We start from the raw sequence: 18,856 nt of genomic DNA, 5'->3' as shown, positions 1-18,856 counted from the left end.
TTCATTCACAAGATCGGAGGTTCGCCCGTGCCCGAACCGGTCTACCTGCTGGGCGGCAGTCACACCGACTTCGCCCGGAACTGGTCCAAGGACAGCACCACTCCCCTGTTCGACATGCTCGAGGAAACGGTGAACGACTGCCTGGCCGCGACCCGGGTGGCTCCGAAAGAAGTCGAGAGCGCGCACGTCGGCAACTTCGCGGCGGAACGCTTCACCGGGCAGGCGCACCTCGGCGCCATGGTGCCGATGCTCGATCCCCACTGGGCTAGCCTGCCGACCGCTCGCCACGAAGCCGCGTGCGCATCCGGGAGCATCGCGATCCTGGCCGGGATGGCCGAGATCGAGGCCGGCCGCTACGACGTCGTCCTCGTCACTGGTGTCGAACTCATGCGCAACATGCCCGGCGAGGAGGCCGCCCATCACCTCGGGTGTGCCGCCTGGACGCCGGAGGAGACCAACCCGGAGTCGCTGCCGTGGCCGACCCTGTTCGACCGGATCTCCGAGGAGATCGACCGGCGGCACGGTCTCGAGCAGCAACACCTCAACCGGATCTCGGAGATCAACCGCACCAATGCGCGCCGCAATCCGCTGGCGCAGACGCGCGACTGGACCCTGTCAGCGGACCAGTTCACCGACGACGACCTGGCCAACCCGGTCGTGACCGGGCGGCTCCGCAAGAGCGACTGCGGCCGGATCACCGACGGCGCCGCGGCCGTGGTGCTCGCGAGCCGTGAGTTCGCCGAGGAGTGGGCCCGCCGGAGATCGGGCGGGGAAACCGGCCCCAGCCGGATCCGCGGATGGGGTCACCGCAGCGCCCCCTTACCCCTCACCGCCAAGTTCGACCTGGCGCCCCCTGGTCAGTACCTGTTCCCGAACATGCGCAACGCCATCACCGACGCCTACCGACGCGCTGCCCTCGACGGCCCCCGCGCCCTCGATGTGATCGAGACACACGACTGCTTCACCGTCAATGAGTACCTGGCGCTCGAACACTTCGGCCTGACCGCCCCGGGTCGCGCGTGGGAGGCAATCGAAGAAGGCGTCATCGACTTCGATGGTCCGCTGCCGGTGAACCCGTCCGGCGGCCTCATCGGCGCGGGACACCCGGTCGGCGCCACCGGCGTGCGGATGCTCCTCGACGCTCACCGCCAGGTCACCGGCGCGGCGGGCGAATACCAGGTGCCGGGAGCGCGCACCGCGGCGACCCTCAACATCGGCGGCAGCAACAGCACCGCGGTGAGCTTCGTCGTGGGCGATGCAGCGTGAACGATCCGTTCCGTGGCGATATGAACGCTCATAGAGCTGCTCCGCTATCGTCGGACCGGTACCGATACGCGGCGTCCGGCACGGGCGGGAACGGCGGGGTGAGTCATGCGGGCGAAGGCCAAAGTACGGGTGACGTCGGATCGGCACCCTCGAGAGCGCCTGCAGGAGGCCGGCACACTCCTGTTCTACGAGAAGGGCTTCCACGCGACCTCCGTGCGGGACATCACCGAAGCGTGCGGATTGACCGCGGGCTCGCTCTACAACCACTTCGCGTCGAAGGAAGACGTCCTCTACTCGATCATCATGGACGCGCACGCGGCCCTGGACCGCAGGCTCGGCAACGTGCCGCCGGACGCTCCACCCGCCGAGCGCCTCCGCGGCCTGGTGGAGGGTTTCGTCCTGCACCACACCCGGCTGAGCCGGGAGGCGATGGTCGGTGACGAGTGGCGAGCGCTCGACGAGGAGCACCGCGAGGAGGTCCGGCAGAACCGGTTGCGCGTGCGAGCCCTGTTCGAGGACACGTTGCGCACCGGAGCGAAGTCGGGTGACTTCAGCCTTCCCCCGCTGACCGGCGGCGACGCCGTGCGCATGGCGGCCATGGCCATCCTGGACATGGGTTTCCGCGTCGCGGGCTGGTTCCATCCGGACGGGAGCGTTCCGGACACCGAATTCGCCAGGTTCTACGCGAACCTCATCGTCCGGTCGGTCGCCGGGGACTGAGCTTCCGAACCTGGAGGCTCACCGGAACCACTGGCAGCGGAGCGAATCCGGACGTACGCTGCCCCCGCACTGTATGAACGATTGTACAGATTGACGAGGTGAGCGATGTCTGATCACGCCCTGCCCACACCCGTCATCGACATGGCCGGAATGGTCTTCGATGCCGAGTGTTGGGAGGCCTACCTCCTCGGATTCGCGGAGTCCGCACCTGACTACTTCCGCACTTTCGGCACCCGATTCGCCACCACCACCGGAGTCGGCGCCGCGGAGTTCCTGGCGCTCGCGGAACCCGACCCCGAGCAGGCGGTGGCCCTTCTGGCCGCCACCGGCGTGTTCGACCTGGACCTCGACGGTTACGCCGAGCGGCTCGCCGCGGAGGGGGTCCGGCACCAGGTGCTGCTCAGCAACGTACGACCACTGCGCACCGGTGGGGTCGTCAACGACCGGGTCGCCGAGTTCGCACAGAAGTACCCTCGGCTCTTCCAAGCCTGGGGTTGCGTCGATCTGTCCGATCCGGACGGCGCGATCCGGGAGATCCGGAGATGCACGAACGAACTGGGGATGCGCGGAGCGACCGTCACGCACTTCCTCGATGCCGCCGACCCGCTGTCGGAAGGAGCCCACGAGTTCTACTCGGTACTGGAGGAACTCGAGATTCCGATGTGGGTGCACACCGGGCACAACCTGTCATCGCGGCTGCCGATGGACTGGTGCACGTGGCGGCATCTGGACGTCATCGCGCGACGGCATCCCGACCTGGTCGTGATCGCCGGACACGGCGGCTGGCCCTGGATCATCGAGATGATGGCACTCTGCCAGCGGCACCGCAACGTCTACCTCGAATTCTCCACCCACCGGCCGCGCCACATGGCGCGAGCGGGCTCGGGCTGGGAACCGTTGTTCGCCCACGGGGCCACAACCGTGCGAGACAAGATTCTCTTCGGCGGGATCGAGTGGATCCACGGCCTCACGACCGGCACCTTGGCCGCGGAGGTCAGCGCCTTCGACATCAGCGATCGGAGCCGCAAGGCATGGCTGCACGACAACGCCGCCCGGGTGCTGGGGCTCCCGGACGCGGAATGACGAAGGAGAGCGGATGAACCCGGAACTGGCCGGCCGCAGTGCACTCGTCACCGGGGCGGGGCGCGGCATCGGGGCCGCGATCGCCGAAGAGCTGGCGACGGCAGGGGCTCGCGTAGCGGTGAACGACATCGACGTGGACGCCGCTGCTTCGACGGTCAAGCGGATCCGTGAGCACGGTGGCGACGCGGTCGAGGTCACCGGCGACATCAGCGAACCGGAGATCGCCCGCGATGTCGTGCGGCGCGCAGCGTCCGACCTCGACGGCCTTGCGATACTGGTGAACAACGCGGGGATCCTGCACCGCTTGAGTATTCGCGACCACACCGAGCACCATTGGCGGCGAGTTCTTGACGTCAACCTCAGCGCACCCTTCTACCTGTGCCAGGCCGCCGTCGACCACCTGGCCGCAACCGGTCACGGCGCGATCGTCAACGTGTGTTCCACGGCTGTCGTCGGGTTCTTCCGCCAGATCGCCTACGACGTGTCGAAAGGCGGCCTGCTCACCCTCACCCGGTCACTCGCGGTCGAACTCGGCCGCGAAGGTATCCGGGCCAACGCCGTCGCCCCGGGGTTCGTGGCGACCGACATCGTCGAGGGCGGCGACCTGGGCCGGATTCAGGAGAAGACGGTCGCGACCCTGCCACTTCCGCGGCCGGGAACACCTCAGGAAATCGCCGAGGCCGTGATCTGGCTCGCTTCCGACGCCTCGAAGTACGTCACCGGACAGGTCCTGTTCGTCGACGGTGGCTGGATACGCTCGTGAAAGGAACGGTTTACATGCCCGAAAACACAGCCGGCGACCTCGCCGGGCAGGTCGCGCTCGTCACCGGAGCCGCCTCCGGAATCGGCGCCGCAACCGCTCGTCGCCTGGCCCGCGACGGCGCCGCGGTCGCGGTGTCGGACATCAACGGCGACGGCGTCAAGGCCGTCGCCGAAGACATCGTCGCCGCCGGCGGCACGGCGATGGCAATGACGTGCGACCAGACCGACGTCGACCAGGTCGCCGCCCTGTTCGCGGACGTGGCACAGCTGGGACGTCTCGACATCTGCGTCGCCAACGCCGGCTGGGGCCGCTACGGCGCGTTCCTCGACATCTCCCTCCCCGCCTGGCAGAAGACGTTCGACGTCAACGTCACGGGAACGTTCCTCGTCTGCCAGTCCGCTGCCCGGCGGATGGTCGAACTGGGCCGCGGTGGCTCGATCGTCGTCACCTCGTCGTGCGGTGCCGTGAATCCGGTGGCACTGTTCTCCGCCTACTGTTCGGCCAAGGCCGCGCTGAACACCATGGTCACGGTCATGGCCTACGAACTCGGGCAGTTCGACATCCGCGCGAACGCAGTCATGCCCGGGGTCACCGAGACGGCCATGACGGAAGCGCTGCTCGACAGCGGGGCCCGCGACTACACTCTGGCGGAGTCACCCCTGGGGCGAAACGGAAAGCCGGAGGACGTCGCGGATGCGATCGCGTTCCTCGCCGGACCCCACAGCGGGTTCGTGACCGGCTCTTCGTTACTCGTCGACGGTGGCGCTTCGACCTTCTCGCCGGGCTGGTTCGGCGCGGACTTCCGGGAACGGCACCGGGCGAACTGGACCCCTCGGCACGTGCAGTGGACAGGCCGGCCGAGCTGAGCGCTCCCCCGTGGTACCACCGGTCCTGCTCGAAACCGCCGTGAGTACCCACAGGCAGATGCCTCCACTCCGGTACCGGGCCTAACGTACTGAAGTCCCGGTTTCCGCACGAGTGAGGCCAATTTGATGAGCGAGCACCCGGTGTCACCACGGCTGTCGTCGAACCGAGTCGAAGTGGACGGACCGAAACGGAGCGCGGCCACGGAAGCGGTGCGCCGGCTGCTGCGCGGGTGCGGATTCGCCGAAGCAGGACCAGCGAACGACAATGGTCCGGCGAGCAGAGCCGTCTGCGTGGTCCAGGTCGACAACCCGTTGTTCGGGGTCGGACAGCGGACCGGCGGGCTGCGGCGGTCGGCCATCCTGGACTCCGCCACCAGCTTGGCGCGTCAAGGCGGAGGCACGCTGGTGCTGGTTACCGACCAGACCCCGATGGCGGCCCCCTCGGCCGATCCGGACCACGCCGCACGCCAGGCCGGGGATCTTCAGTGGTGGCAGCAGATCTCGGCGAGGTTCGCCCCGCGCGGCGTCCGGATGAACACGATCCGGGTCGGCTACGCACCGTTCCTGGGCCACGCGTTGTCCCAACCCGCCGAGGCTGAACTACTGTCGCACCAGATCGTGCGGCGCCCGGTCGTGGAAGCCGACCTCCAAGCGGCGCTGACGCTGCTGTTCAGCAGTGTTCCCAGCACGATGGTCGGCGAGATCCTGCCACTGGACGGTGGCCTCGGCACCACGCTGGTGTCCACGAGCAAGCCGGGGTCGGTCCGTCCGGACCACTCGACCGAACCTCCGGCGGCACCGTGGAACCTCGAAGGTAGGACGATACTGGTCGCGGGCGCGAGCAGCGGCATCGGGGCAGCGACCGCCATCGAGCTCGCCCGGCGAGGAGCCGACCTGGTCCTGCTCGCGCGGCGGAAGCGGGAACTGGACGAAGTGGCGGCCGCGATCACCGAACACTTCGGCAGCCTCGTCCGGACCGTCGATGCCGACCTCGCCGACCCTGACACCCCCGAACTGGCCCTTGCCAGGGCGTTCTCCAGCGCGGGACGGGTCGACGATCTGGTGTACACCGCCGGCATGTTGGTCCGCGACGATCCCCGCGAGGACACCGTCGCGCAGCGTGAACGGGCGTACCGCGTCAACACCCTCGCCTACGCGGACATGGCGGAGAGACTGGCCCGTCGCTGGGCGACCGACGGCCACCGCGGCTCGATCGTCGGGGTGTCCTCTTCGAGCGCGGAGATCGCGCTGGTCCCCGGCCTGTACAGCTACAGCTCCAGCAAGGCTGCGATGGAACACCTCAGCCTGCAACTGGCCATCTCGCTGGCGCGTCACCGGATCCGGGTGAACGCAGTCGTCCCGGGATTTGTGGACACCCCGATGGCGGCGACCGCCGACCCGGCCTTCGTCTCGGTGTCCATGCGCCGGGTGCCCGTGGCCCACCCCTCCGAACCCGAGGACCTCGCGGCGGTGATCGCCTACCTGGCCAGTCCCGCCTCGGCCATGATCAGCGGCGCCCGGCTTCGCGTGTGCGGCGGCCTGGCCACGCTCGGTCCGCTTCCCGCACTGACCGGATCCAGCCGCCATGCGGTGCGGGCCACCGCGACGGCGGTGGCCCGTTAATCCGCACCGAACTCGAAGGTCCTGCCCCCAAGGCGTGCCGGGCCCTCACTCGCGCCCGGACAACGCTCAGCCCTCGTGCGCCGAGGAGCTCACGAGCATCCGGACCGGCAAGCCGAGACGACGACGTGCCCACTCCCCCATGTACCGCACAGCCTCGTCGCCCTCAGGCGCCCGTCCGGCGAGGTATATGAAGGAGTGTTGCATCTCGGGCCCCACCCGGACCTCGACCTCGACACCGGCGTCCGCAGCCCGGGCCGCGAACCGCCGGGTGTCGTCCAGTAGCGTTTCGTGTTCCCCCACATGGATGAGCATCGGCGGCAGACCGGAAAGGTCGGCGTGGAGCGGGTTCGCCAGTGGATGTGTGGGCGGGACATCTCCCAGGAACGCGGTCCGCATGCCTTCCAGGATCGGGCGCTGCACCACGGCGTCTTTGTCCGCCAGCGTGTCGAGGGTGTCCGATCGCAGCTCCATGTCATACCACGGGGAGACCGGCATGATCGCCGCCGGCAACGGGGCCCCGGCGTCGCGGAGCTTGAGGACCATGGTCGTGCACAGGTTGCCGCCGGCGGAATGCCCTGCCGAAACGATGTGCTCCGGGCGGAGGCCCTGCTTCAGCAGCCAGCGATAGGCCGTGACCGCGTCGTCGAGCTGCGCCGGGAACGGGTTCTCGGGCGCCAGCCGGAAGTCCAGTACCAGAGCCCGCGTTCCTGCTGCCTTCGCGATGTGCCCCGCCAGCTTGCGGTCGGTGTGCATCGACAGCACCATGAAACCACCGCCGTGGCTGTGCATGATGACCCGGTCGGACGCGCATCCGTCCGGCACACACCACAACACGGGAACTCCGTCGGCATCATCCTCCAGATAGGACACCCCTTCGGGTTCGGTGGTCACGCGGTGCAACTCCTCGAACAGATCACGCATCGTCTGCAGATCCATGTCAGGGTTCGCCGCGGACCGGTCCACCAGAGACTGGTAGATGAGCTTCAGGTAACCGGACTGCTCGCTCGCCATTGAACGCTCCGTTTCGCTCTGTGGTTCGGAAGCTCGTTCCGGAGAACTTAACTCCCTGCTCCGAAGCGTGTCAATGATCGTTCATACAGTCGAGATGCATGCAACTTGCCCATTTCAAATTGCAGAAAAACGGCGACGCCGCCTTTGCGGCGTCGCCATCCAGGGCGCTTCACTCACGCAATCCGCAGGAGCATCGCCGTGGTGTCTCCACCGCCGCCGATACTCACCGTCATACCGACCGGCCTTGATCCACCGCTCATCTTCACGGCACTCCCCCCAATCGCCCGTGCCGGCAAACGCGGATAGGGCGTCACCAGGTTGGCGGTGGGCGCCACACGTTCCTCAATGAGCATAAGAACAGTGTTCAAAGCTTTCAAGAGGCCCACCGCGCCCGGGAGATGACCGAAACAGGCCTCCTGCGAAGTGATGAGCAACGGCGACTCGTCCCCCATCTCCTCACGCAGCGCGGCGAGTGTGTCGCACAGGAAATCCTCCAGCTGCCGGTTCCCTTCCGCGAAGTCGTTCACAAAGGCCAGATCGCCGATCGACATGCCGGCGAGCCGGAGCAGGCGCGCCATGTCCCTTCCGCAGGGCGCCGCGTCACCGAGTCCCATCGCATTGGGACCGCCGTTGCGCGTCGAGAGGGCCAGGAGTTCGATCTCGGCGAACACGTCCCGCGACGTCGCGCCGGGCGCGCCGAGCACCACGGCCACCGCGCCCTCGGCCGGCGCATTCCCGGTCTGAACGGCGTCGTGCGGGCGCACGTCGAGTGGATTGTCCGAAGTAGACGATGCGCGGTGACCGGAACGCCCCTGGTAGGAGGTGCTCGACAGGAACAGCGGATCCAGCGGGTGCTCGAAACCCACGACGACCGCGTACTCGACCTCGCCGTGCGCGATCATCGATGCCGCCAGCTGGATCGCCCGCAGGGACACGGCACAACCTCCCGCCATTGTCAGCGTCGGCACGTCCAGTCCCAGATTGAGGCACAGCGCCGACGCGGTGCTCCCGGGCGTCGCCTTGGCCCAGTAGTCGACGCCCATCCCGGAGACACCGGCGTCGCGATAACGGTCGGCGAGTTCGAGGACCTCGGACGTGGAGAACTGCAAGGAGGTCACGATCAGCACGGCGTCCCGGCGGCTGATCTCGGCTGCGGAAACACCGGCATGGTCGAGCGCATCAGCCACTGCGGCGTGCGCCATGCGCGTGCCTCGCGCCATCCGCGCAAGTGTTCGATCGGGAAGGTTCAGATCGTCAGCGCCCGAACCGGGCACCTGACCGGCGACCCGGACCGGTGTCCGGGGTGAATCAAGGGGAGTGATCCGGCAGCCACCGGACATCACGGTGGTCGTGTATTCATCCAAGCTCTGGCACGGTTTGTCGATTCCCGGCAGTACCAGGCCGACACCGCGGACCGCGACCGCATTCCAGGTTGTCATCGTCCCTCCTCAGGGGTCAGGGCGCGCCGCCATCGACGGACATCGCTTCGCCGGTGATCGATCTCGCGTGGTCGCTCAACAGAAACGCGGTCAGTTCGGCGACCTCGTCGGGCTCCACAAGCCGCCGGAGGTTGGTCCGGCGAACCGCGCTCCGCCAGTATTTCTCCCAGGTCAGCTCCGGTGTGCCGCCGTACCTGCGCATACTTGCGACGAAACTGCCACCCAGCATCTCCTCGTCCCGGAGCATGTCGGTGTCGGTGAGACCGGGACACACCGCGTTGACGCGAACCCCGTACGGCCCGGTTTCGACGGCCACCGAACGCACGAGTCCGTTGACGCCCCATTTGGACGCGGCGTAGGCGGATGTGGCTGGCGCACCACGCTTCCCGGACGCGCTGGACACGAGGACAATGGAGCCGCGCCGGCGTCGCATCATGCCGGGAACGACCGCGCGGCAGAACCGGAAGGCTCCGTTCAGATTGGTGTCAACCGTGCGGATCCAGGCATCCTCATCCTGCTCGCACAGGAATGTCTGACCGGTTGCCGAGCCCGCGCTGTTGACCGCGTGCGTCAGCGGACCGAATCGCTCTTCGACCTCTGAGACCGCTTGATGAAGCGACTCCAGGTCCCGCACATCGGCAGCGACCGCGCACGCCGTACCGGACGCGCCAGCGACCTCCTTCTCGACGGCGGCCAGCCGGTCGGCATTGCGTCCGAGCAGGCCGACGGAAGCCCCTGCGGCGGCAAGCCGGAGTGCCACGCATCTGCCGATCCCGCTACCTGCGCCGGTCACGATCGCCACCGCGCCCTCGAAGGTCCGGGCGACCGGTTCACGCGATCCGGCCGGGGAATCCACCACCGTCCACCTCCAGCACGTTGCCTGTCATGTAGCCGTTGTCGATGGCATGCACGATCGTCGCCGCGATCTCGCTCTCCCTGGCAAAGCGTCGCAAGGGCACCTGCCCGCGCAGCCTCTCCATGTACTCGGCGTGCGCCGGCCGCGCCGTGGTCTTCGTGCGCAGCGCGGCGCCGTCGACGACACCGGGAGCAACGCAAACGACGCGTATTCCGTAATCGGCCAGTTCGAGCGCCCACGAGCGAGTCAGAGAAACCACGCCGGCCTTCGCGGCGGAGTACGCGGATTGCCCCCACGACCCGCGCCACGTCGAGCTCGCCACGGTCACCAGCACGCCACCACGATTCCGGCGTGCGAGCGCCGCCGCGGCCTCCCGTCCGACGAGGAAGGTGCCCGTCAAGCAGAAGTCGATCACTTCCCGCCACTCGTCCTCGGGGTGGCGGGCCCATTCCCGGACGCCGGGATCGCGAGGGCGCCGTACGAGCTGCCGTGAGAGGTTTCGGCCCGTGGTGATCACGCATCCCGCTAGCGGAAGGTCCGTGAAAAGCTCCTCGACGCTCGGTGCCGACGTGACGTCGACAGTGCGGGTCACGAGTGGCAACTGCTGGCGCTCGGCGCGCCTTCGCAGCGCGGCCAGGCGCTCGCTGGCCCGTGCGGCCGCGACGACCGGGCGGCCGGCTTCGGCAAGATCGAGCGCGGTCCTCAAGCCGATACCGCTCGAGGCGCCCACGACCACGATCGGGCTCTCCTCCATTGCCCCGGCCACCGGTCAGAACACCCGGTACAGCACAGCGCCGTAGTACCAGCCTGATCCCACTGCCGGGCTGAGCACCAGGTCGCCCTGGCGGAACCGGCCGGAAGCGGTCTCCTCGGCCAGGACGATGGGAATCGACGCACTGGAGGTGTTGCCCCTGGTCTCGAAGTTGACCACGAACTTGTGATCTGGCACGCTGAGAGCGGCCCGGACCCGTCGGTGTACGACATCGGTACCGGGGTGCGGCACGACCCAATCGACGTCGTCGATGCTCAAACTGTTGCGCGCGAGCAACTCCGAGCACACCTCGACCATGCTCGACGTCGCGTGTTCTGGTAAGTCCTTCTGGCTCCTGATCCAACCTCGTGGCCCCGGCGCCGCGACGACAGAGGCGCGGGAACCGTCACTGCGCAACACCGAATCGAGGAGTCCCCCCGGGTCGCCCCGGCGGCTCAGGACCACAGCGCCGGCGGCATCGCCGCACAGCAGCTCGCCCTTGCTGCCCGGACGGGCCCGCCTGCTGAACTGCTCTGAACACACCACGAGCGCATGGCGGGTTCCCGGCAGGGAAGTGAGGTGGCTCGCCGCGAGTTGCACCGCATGGACGAAACCAGCGCAGGCGCCGGACACATCGAAGGCGAGCGTTCGCGGGCACCCGAGCAATTCCGCCGCTTCCGGTGCGTGTTCGGGGATGAACGGTGGCGCGGTCCAACTGGCCAGGATGACGAGATCGAGATCGCTTGGCTGCAGCCCCGCGTCCTTCACCGCGTGCCGGCCGGCTTCGGCCGCCATGAACGGGATGGTCTCCCTCGCGCTGCTCCGGTGGCGGGTGCGCACCGAGATCGTGCCGAGCACGGAGGCGTCTATCGGGTTGTCGTCCTTCTCGACGAAGGCATCGTTGGCGATGACCTGCTCGGGATAGTAGAGGCCGAAGCCGGTGAATCCTATCCCGGCACGGGCCCACAGCGGTCCCCGGCTGGTGTCCGTCACTCAGCGCTCCTTCCGGCAGCCTCGCCGCCGTAGCGGAAGATCATTGCCCCCCAACTGAAGCCACGTCCCACGCTCATGGCGAGAATCCGGTCCCCGCGCTTGATCACTCCGCCGTGGACGTTCTCTGCGAGGCAGCCAGGGACACTGACGCTCGATGTGTTGCCGCGGCGATCGATGTTCACCAGGACGCGGTCCGGGGGCAGCGCGAGGAGCGAGCACACTTCGTTGATCATGTTGATGTTTCCCTGATGGGGAATGATCCAGTCGAGGTCGGCGAAAGTCAGGCCCGCTCCGGCGAGCGCTCGCCTCGTCGCGTCGACGAGCAGACCGGGACCGAGCCGGCCGATCACCTTGCCCTTCATCACCATCTTGTCGTCGTCGTCGATGTCGAAGGCGTCGAAGTGTTCCGCATCCGAATCCAGGACAACCATCTCCAGCCCACTCGGTCCCTCGGCGCGCCGCCATACACCGGCGGCGGCGCCACCACCGAACAACGCGGCGTTGCGGTGTGCGAAGCTGAGGATCGGCCGGGGGTTCTCGGCGCAGACGACGAGTGCGGTCTCGATCCCCAGCGTGGCGATGAGCCCGCGCGCGATCGCGCTCGCATGCAGGAAGCCGGCGCACGCGACGCCGGTGACGTCGAACCCGAACGCGCGGTCGGCTCCCAGGCGCCGTTGCAGCGGCAACGCCAGGTCCATGTACCGGTTGGTGGCGGTCGTCGGGTTGACACGAGGACGGGCGGTCGCTGTGGTGGCGACGATCAGTTCGACCTCGTCGACGTCGATTCCGGCGTCCTTGAGCGCCATCGCAGCGGCGCGTTCGGCGAGATCGACGTGGTGCTCTCCCGGCTCCGGCCAGTGCCGGGTCGCGACACCGGTGTGACGGCGAATCCAGCCGTCGTCGACCCCGAGGTGCGGATGCTCACGTTCGAAATAGGAGTTCGGCACACCGGCGCCGGGAAAGTCGTGCCCGACACCGGACAGGACGACTGGTACCGTGGCCTCGCGTCGGCTGGCGCTCATCGGTAGATCCCCTCTGGATCGAGCTCACGCAAGGCTTCGATCTCCTCCTCAGTGATGGGCTTCTCGTCCTCGGCACCGGTCGCGGAAACGGGCCATTGGGTCGACTCGCGCAATGTCCCGGCCGGATCTGCGTCCGGCTGATCGGGCGGTGGCATCCAGGTCGCCAATTCGAACTGCTGTTCCGGAACTGCGCGTACTAAACGCCCGAACTGCGTCGCCACCGTGCGAACGTTGCGCCCCGGACACGTGACGAAACTGACTTCGGGCACGAAACGGCGCGGTGAGGCCGCCGCAACGACGAGCGTCTCCACGTGGCTGGCGAAGTCGTTCGCACCGCCGGACCCGACGAGGAAACGGCCGTCAGCGGTCCGGCTGCTGTTGATGCGCCCGGTCGCGTCAATCTCACCGGCCGACAGCACGCCGAGCACACGTCCTGCCCCACCGGCTGCCAAACCGCCCAACACATCGAGGGTCCCGGCGTGCGAACGACATCGGGCCACATGCTGTTGCGCGAACAGGAACACGTCCCCGCCGTCCGGCCGCATGTCCACCAGCCCGAGCTCGGCGTGCACCTGAACCTCGTGGCCCGCACGGCGAAGCTGGTCCGCGGCCAGCCAGGTCGCCAGATGTGCGGTCCCGATCCCCGCGAGTAGTACACGGTAATCCGCCTCGAGTGCGCGGTCGGCAATCGCACGCGCGGCCAGGATCACATGCTGTTCTCGCCACGTCAGGGCCTGCTGGCGGACGATCCGTGCTCGCCGTCGTGGCGCCGCCACTGCCGGTGCGGAAACCGGTGACCGGCCCCCACGGACCCACTTTTCCATCCAGGCGGCACGCGTGGCATCGGTCCGGCACGCTTCCGCGAGTTCCACCAGGTAGTCGTAGTCATCCGGATAGCCCTCGAAACCGCATTCGGGCCATGGCGGCAAGCCTTGGGGAAGCGCTCCGAAAGGACGCGGCGTTATCGCGAGGACTCGGTCAGCCGGGATCGACGTCGTGCAAGGGGGCGGACGATCGACCACCAACTCCACCGTGGACACCACGCCACCCTCGGCCGCGAGGGCACCCCACCAGCCTTCTCCCACTGGACCGTTCAGGTACAGGTTGCCAGCGCGGTCCGCACACGTCGCATGCACGAGTGTGACGTCCGGCCGAAGCGGGGACAGCACGAGCGTCCCGTCCGGATCGTGCTCGTCCAGCCTGGACACCCGGCCGGCTTTCCAGTGCGCCGCCTCGAGATCGGAGCCGGCCAGCGACCTGGTCAGCGCCGATGCCGCGCCCGTGGCCCCTGCGATCAGGCGCTGGAGGAGGGACAGCAAGCTCCACTCCTCCACCGTGAAGGGGGCACCCTGCGGCAGCAATTCGTAGAGTGGGTTCGGCCGGGGAGAGGGGTAGGTGTCGCCCGCGAAACAAGTGATCGCGTGCCGCACCACCCCGGCCATCACGAGCGCGTGCATGTCCGCGTGGAACGCATTGACACTGACCGTGAACCCGGCACGCCCGGCGAACCGCCGAGCCACCTCGCGCACCAACGCGTTGGGCCGGGACATCGTCGAGGCGACGTGCAGGTGCATCCCGTCGGCGAGGTGGTCCGCGCACATGTCACCGATGTCGGTGTAGAAGCGAGGTCCCATCACGCGGCGACCCCCAGAACGGCTGCGGAACTCTGGCTCCCGATCGCGAACGACAACGACATGGCGTGTGTCATCGAGACCGAGCGGGTTCCCTCGACGACGTGGTCGTGATCGCACTCAGGGTCGACGTCGACGCAGTTGATGGTGGGAACCAGCTGTTGCCGCGACAGCATGAGCGCGGTGGCAGCGCAGTTGAGCACGCCCGAGGCGCCGAGCAGGTGTCCGAAGACCGGTTTGATGGATCCCAGCGGCGGCGCGCCACGGCCCCTGCCATCGGGAAAGACCAAGCGCATCGCACGGCTCTCCGCGAGGTCGTTGTACCGGGTGGCAGTACCATGACCGCAGACGTAACCGATTTCGGCGGCGGGGATGCCGGCCTCCTCGACAGCTCGGCGCATCATGTCGGCGGTGGTCTTTCCCGTCAGGTCCATTCGGGTGGCGTGCGCGGCTTCGTTGATGCTCACCACCGGTCCGACTTCGGCGTAGGCGGTTCCGCTCCGGCGGCGTGCGCTCTCTCCCGCCTCCAGCACGAGAGCCACGGCGCCTTCCCCGAAAGCGAACCCGTCGCGGTGGCGGTCATACGGCTTGATCGTGGCGCGCGGATCACCCTCGGCGCGGGAAAGCACGTCCGACGTGGGCGAGGAGTAGAGCTGCAACATCTCCGGCACGAACGGCGTCTCGTAACCCACGACGACGATGACGTCCGCCTTGCCGGCGAGGAGCAGATCACGTGCGTAACCGAGCGCCTGGTGACCGCCGACGCAAGCGTTGCTGAACGTGGTGACCATCCCGCGGGCGCCCAACCGGATGGCGCTCAGCGTCGCAGGTGTCCCGGGCAGGGACGCGAAGATGGCGTGATCGACGTCCAGCCGCGGATAGGCGGGGTCGGCCGCCACCGTGGGGCCGGCCCACCACTCGATCGGGCCGCGCGAGCACGAACCCAGAAGGCCGATGCGATCGGGATTGACATCTTTCCCGGCCCGGGTGAGACCGGCGTCAGCCCAAGCCTGCTCGACCGCGGCCAGAACCATCAGGATCTCCCGGCTGTACCTCTTCGCATGCCCGCTCGGCAGGTCCGGGAGGTGTTCGTGGTGGTTGAACTCGGAGACCCGGGCGCCCACCGCGCGGGCGGTTCCCGGACGGTTCGCGAACTGCACCGGGAGAACCCGGATTTGTGACTCGCCGGCGGACAGCGTTCGCCAGACCGCGTCCTTCCCGGTGGCGCCGGGCAGGACGAAGCCCATGCCGGTGATGAGGACCCTCTCGTTGTCATCGGCCTTGTGCGTCATTGTGGTGTCCCTCTCGGAGGCGCCGTCACCGACCGGTGAACCGGGGCCCTCTGTGTTCCAGGATCGCGCGGATCCCTTCGGTGCTGTCGTCGACCTCGTCCCAGCTACGCTGGTGGAACTGGCCTTGCAGTCGGAGTGCGCATCGGGCCGGCTGGCCGTCGATACGTTCCCTGAGTTCCTTGAACAACCCGATGGCTCTCGTCGGGCCCGCCGCCAACGAGACAGCCAGCTCGGTCGCTTCTTCGATGATCGCGTTGTCACTGCCGGTCAGCCGGTGCAGGAGGCCGACGCGCAACGCTTCCTCGGCGCGCATCAGGCGGCCAGTCAGGTAGAGCTCTGTCGTGCGGGACGGACCGAGGACCCGCTGGAGCAGCGCGGCCACCCCGCTGTGGCCGGCCCGCACCAGACCACACCCCATGCGCGTGCCCGGTCCACCCACGCGAAGGTCGGCGGCGCAGGCGAGCTCGACCCCAGGCCCCATCGCCACCCCGCTGATTGCGGCCACAACAGGTTTGGGGGCCGACAGCAACTCCTCACACACCCGGATGTAGAACGGATCTCCGGTGTCCCGCGAGGCGGGCACGTCTGACGCTTCACCAGCCAGATGCCGTTCCAGTGCCGCGAGATCGTCCCCGGCGCAGAACACCCCGCCGTGGCCGGTCAGGACGATTGCTCGTACTTCGTCGTCGCGAGCGGCACGGGTCACCTGGTCCAGCAAGGCGCGACCGGACAGGTAGTCCAGCCCGTTCGCGTGTTTCGGCCGATCGAGTCCGATGGTCCTCACGCCGTCCCGGCTCGTCACCCGTATTCCGCTGGACGTCGTTCCCGAGGTTCTCGCCGGAGCATCCATGAGACCATCGAACAACGCCTTCTCCCGGACCAACAGAGCGTCCCAGTACCCTCTTCCGCGGCGAGTGGGACCTGAAGTACTGCCCCTTACGCCGGTTTCCGATCACGGTCGTGTGGCATCGGTTGCAGCGGCACACCGTGGATGCCCAGCACCTTGAACAGCTCGCGGCGGCTGACGACGCCGTGCTTGTGCAGGATCCGGCTCACGTAGTTCTTGACGGTCTGCGGAGCGAGGTTCAGCAGCTGTGCTATCTCCTCGTTGGACAAGCGGTTGACCATCAGGCCGAGAATCTCGTTCTCCCGGCGAGTCATCCCGCGCGAGACCGACTCAGTAGCCCGCAGGCTCGGAGAGGACGACTCCGGCGCAAGCAGCCACACGCGGTCGCCCAGGCCGGTGCGCACGATCGCCTCCACGAGAACGCCGCAACTCAGCGATTTGTGCACGAAGCTGTCGGCACCGGCATTTATCGCAGCCGCCACCGCCGTCGGCGAGTTCTCTTCGCTCATCACGATCACCGCAGTGGGAGGAGACGTTTTCTTCACCGCACGCAACACGTTCACGTAATCGTCGTCGCCTCCCGCCGGCAGCCCGGCGACTACCAAGCCGGGACGGCATTCCCCGAGTTTCGCCAAGGCATCCGTCCCTGTGGCGGCCTCGCCGACAACGGTCACCCCGGCTGTGGCCTCCAGTACCGCGCGCAACCCGAACCTCGTCAACGGCACACGGTCGATGATGAATGCCGTGCGCACCGCAACCGCGGGAACTGGAGTACCATCGGAATCAGTGCGCGAAAACGCGTCAACTCCCGTGACCGAATTCGGTCTCATGCGTGTCACCTCTCGGCGTAGGGATCTCCGACGCTTTCAGCCTTGCAGGCCGACAAACGCGGATCCATCCCGTGACCGAAGATCACCATCCGATCTCCGAAAGGTCAGACCGAACCCCTACGGAACGTTGTCGAGAACATTCGCTCAGCCACGCCGCAAGGTGTCCGAGGGGTTCTCGCCGAAGCGTTCTCGATACCGGGCGGCGAAATGTCCCACATGGGAGAAGCCCCACTTTTGCGCGACTTCCGTCACACTCACCGTTTCAGCTTCGGCCGCCAGCAACTCGTCGTGAACCCGGCGCAAACGCACCCGCCGGAGGTACTCCATGGGCCGGAGATTCAATTCCTTGCGAAAGGCGAGCTGTAGCGAACGGTCAGTGACTCCCACTGCCTTGGCGAGACTGGCGGTGGTGTGCGGAAAGCCTGGATCGGCTTCCATACGGTCCACCACCAGCCTCACCACGCGCGAAGGAACGGACCGTTGCTGACGCCGCAGTGCGGACAAGTAGTTGTGCGGCTGGGACACCAGCAGACCGGCCATCAACGTCTGCTCGATGCCGGGTAGCACCAGCGGATCGTCCACGAAGGAATCTGGACGGCTGAGCTCCGCCACGATGTTCTCCAGCCACAGACGCCAGGCCCTCCCGGGTCCGTCGGCCACATTCATCGCCGTGTCGAACGACAGCGGGGCGGTCAGCGACCTCCCCATCATCTCACTCAACCGTGACTCGAGCGCTGGTCTCTCGATACGACAGACGAGCTGAGCACAGTCGGCGGACCATCGCATGCGAAGCGGGTCGAACGGCGACAACACCGACGCCGTCTCACGGCCGCTCCAAGCCTGGCGGCGGCCGTGCCGGACGACCATCCCTCCGGACAACGGGATCTGGACTACGTAGTAGTCCCGCAGCTCGCCGCACGCGATCTGCACCTCTGCCCCATAGCTCGCATACGTGAGCGACACGTCTCGCATCCGTCGACTGCACATCACCGCATCGAGGCGCGTGGCCCGGCCGACGGCACGCAGGCGATGCGGCGTGAAGATGCGGCCCGACTGTTCTCGCACGTACTCCAGGTTGTCGGACCGGTACAGCTCGAACAACTCCAGGGGGATCTCCTGCCGCCACGGAGATTCTGGCGCCGCAGTCACCCGTGCCGCCCCCGAGCAGGAAGTCTTCGCCGTCGCCACTCGTTCATCAGCCCCCCAGCATCATGCTCTCTGCAAATTGCACCTACTTCGACGATGGCACAAGTCGACGAATCACGGCAACACTCGCCCGCACCAAGGATCTCAGAACACGCGGGGGTATCGGAGACAGCGCAGTGAAGTCCATCGGTCAGTCCGGTGAACCTGGCCCCTGAGGTCTGCGTCCAAGGAGACCGGCCAGCGGGCGCGACCGGTTTGCTCGCTCGCAGACACCCGACCCACGCTGGAAGCCACACTCGCCGCCCAGGGACGCAGCGCGAGCGAGCCCCGGCCAGGGCGATGCTCAGCCCTCGATCCAGCTCAGCGGATCCGCCACCACCCGCGCGATCACGCTGCCCGCCGCGCCGCGTAGTGCTGCGTCCGCTCCCAGCTTCGCGGGGCGCAGTGTCAGCCCCGGCGCCAGCCGCTCCACCACGCGCCGCCGGAACGGCTCGCCGAAGGCCGCCAGTCGTCCGCCCAGCACGATCGTCTCCGGGGCGAGCAGCGCGCGCACCCCCACCAGCGCGTCGGCCAGGGCCTCGGCCGCCCGGTCCAGCGCCCGCAGCGCCCCCGGGTCCCCCGCACGCACCCGCGCGACCAGCGGTTCCTCCACCCCGGCCGCCTCCGCCACACCCGCCGCCGAAGCCATTCCGGCGTGCTCGGCGTGCTGCGCCAGGC

General features: G+C 67.8%; 18 protein-coding genes. 6 read left to right on the top strand and 12 right to left on the bottom strand.

The features are described 5' to 3' along the window. Positions 1-27 precede the first annotated feature (27 nt). The 6 genes from D0D15_RS26870 (at position 28) to D0D15_RS26845 (ending at position 6,321) form a co-directional block, all read left to right on the top strand. Positions 28-1,266 carry an acetyl-CoA acetyltransferase gene (locus tag D0D15_RS26870; protein ID WP_094007069.1) on the top strand — a complete coding sequence of 413 codons (1,239 nt, stop codon included), beginning with the start codon at positions 28-30 and terminating at the stop codon, positions 1,264-1,266. A gap of 129 nt (positions 1,267-1,395) precedes the next feature. Then, entirely contained in the window at positions 1,396-1,986 is a 591-nt protein-coding gene (locus D0D15_RS26865; RefSeq protein ID WP_158224459.1) for a TetR/AcrR family transcriptional regulator, read from the top strand. A 150-nt stretch (positions 1,987-2,136) separates the two neighbouring features. Beyond that, positions 2,137-3,069, top strand: coding sequence for an amidohydrolase family protein (locus D0D15_RS26860; RefSeq protein WP_115944837.1), 933 nt, complete (start codon positions 2,137-2,139; stop codon positions 3,067-3,069). A 13-nt stretch (positions 3,070-3,082) separates the two neighbouring features. Continuing rightward, on the top strand, positions 3,083-3,832 hold the full coding sequence (locus D0D15_RS26855) for an SDR family NAD(P)-dependent oxidoreductase (protein WP_094007065.1): 750 nt from the start codon (positions 3,083-3,085) through the stop codon (positions 3,830-3,832). Positions 3,833-3,846: 14 nt separating this feature from the next. Then, a complete protein-coding gene (locus D0D15_RS26850; protein ID WP_094007063.1) occupies positions 3,847-4,698 on the top strand; it encodes an SDR family NAD(P)-dependent oxidoreductase in 852 nt (283 codons plus the stop codon). Between the two features lie 291 nt (positions 4,699-4,989). Beyond that, the gene (locus D0D15_RS26845) at positions 4,990-6,321 is read left to right on the top strand and encodes an SDR family NAD(P)-dependent oxidoreductase (protein WP_158224458.1); all 1,332 of its coding nucleotides are present in this window, start codon (positions 4,990-4,992) and stop codon (positions 6,319-6,321) included. A gap of 66 nt (positions 6,322-6,387) precedes the next feature. On the opposite strand, the gene D0D15_RS26840 is transcribed toward D0D15_RS26845, so the two are convergent. From D0D15_RS26840 to D0D15_RS26785, 12 genes are all read right to left on the bottom strand, one after another. Further along, the gene (locus tag D0D15_RS26840) at positions 6,388-7,332 is read right to left on the bottom strand and encodes an alpha/beta hydrolase (RefSeq protein WP_094007060.1); all 945 of its coding nucleotides are present in this window, start codon (positions 7,330-7,332) and stop codon (positions 6,388-6,390) included. Between the two features lie 173 nt (positions 7,333-7,505). Further along, a complete protein-coding gene (locus tag D0D15_RS26835) occupies positions 7,506-8,771 on the bottom strand; it encodes a beta-ketoacyl synthase N-terminal-like domain-containing protein (RefSeq protein ID WP_094007058.1) in 1,266 nt (421 codons plus the stop codon). A gap of 16 nt (positions 8,772-8,787) precedes the next feature. Next, positions 8,788-9,627: an SDR family NAD(P)-dependent oxidoreductase gene (locus tag D0D15_RS26830; protein ID WP_198958302.1), complete on the bottom strand. Its 840-nt coding sequence runs from the start codon at positions 9,625-9,627 to the stop codon at positions 8,788-8,790. After that, complete coding sequence (locus D0D15_RS26825) at positions 9,602-10,381, bottom strand: SDR family NAD(P)-dependent oxidoreductase (RefSeq protein WP_094007057.1); 780 nt, start codon at positions 10,379-10,381, stop codon at positions 9,602-9,604. Before D0D15_RS26825 ends, D0D15_RS26830 begins: the two co-directional genes overlap by 26 nt. 15 nt (positions 10,382-10,396) lie before the next feature. Then, positions 10,397-11,371, bottom strand: a complete 975-nt coding sequence (locus tag D0D15_RS26820) for a ketoacyl-ACP synthase III (RefSeq protein WP_198958301.1) — start codon at positions 11,369-11,371, stop codon at positions 10,397-10,399. Further along, positions 11,368-12,393 (bottom strand): 3-oxoacyl-ACP synthase III family protein, encoded by a 1,026-nt coding sequence (locus D0D15_RS26815; protein ID WP_094007056.1) that lies wholly within the window; start codon positions 12,391-12,393, stop codon positions 11,368-11,370. Before D0D15_RS26815 ends, D0D15_RS26820 begins: the two co-directional genes overlap by 4 nt. Beyond that, the gene (locus D0D15_RS26810; protein ID WP_162831647.1) at positions 12,390-14,027 is read right to left on the bottom strand and encodes a CoA-transferase; all 1,638 of its coding nucleotides are present in this window, start codon (positions 14,025-14,027) and stop codon (positions 12,390-12,392) included. The genes D0D15_RS26815 and D0D15_RS26810 overlap by 4 nt, the downstream gene beginning before the upstream one ends. Next, complete coding sequence (locus D0D15_RS26805; RefSeq protein WP_094007053.1) at positions 14,027-15,316, bottom strand: beta-ketoacyl-[acyl-carrier-protein] synthase family protein; 1,290 nt, start codon at positions 15,314-15,316, stop codon at positions 14,027-14,029. Before D0D15_RS26805 ends, D0D15_RS26810 begins: the two co-directional genes overlap by 1 nt. Positions 15,317-15,341: 25 nt before the next feature. Next, on the bottom strand, positions 15,342-16,118 hold the full coding sequence (locus D0D15_RS26800; protein WP_158224457.1) for an enoyl-CoA hydratase/isomerase family protein: 777 nt from the start codon (positions 16,116-16,118) through the stop codon (positions 15,342-15,344). A gap of 134 nt (positions 16,119-16,252) precedes the next feature. After that, the gene (locus D0D15_RS26795) at positions 16,253-16,993 is read right to left on the bottom strand and encodes a LuxR C-terminal-related transcriptional regulator (protein ID WP_094007049.1); all 741 of its coding nucleotides are present in this window, start codon (positions 16,991-16,993) and stop codon (positions 16,253-16,255) included. Positions 16,994-17,137: 144 nt separating this feature from the next. Beyond that, positions 17,138-18,094, bottom strand: a complete 957-nt coding sequence (locus D0D15_RS26790; protein ID WP_158224456.1) for an AraC family transcriptional regulator — start codon at positions 18,092-18,094, stop codon at positions 17,138-17,140. A 388-nt stretch (positions 18,095-18,482) separates the two neighbouring features. Next, a partial coding sequence (locus D0D15_RS26785) for an ROK family protein (protein ID WP_162830668.1) occupies positions 18,483-18,856 on the bottom strand: 374 nt, incomplete at its 5' end.

This window comes from Amycolatopsis thermalba (assembly GCF_003385215.1).
In the GTDB taxonomy this organism is placed as follows: domain Bacteria; phylum Actinomycetota; class Actinomycetes; order Mycobacteriales; family Pseudonocardiaceae; genus Amycolatopsis_E; species Amycolatopsis_E thermalba.
This window is presented reverse-complemented; position numbering and strand designations above follow the sequence as displayed.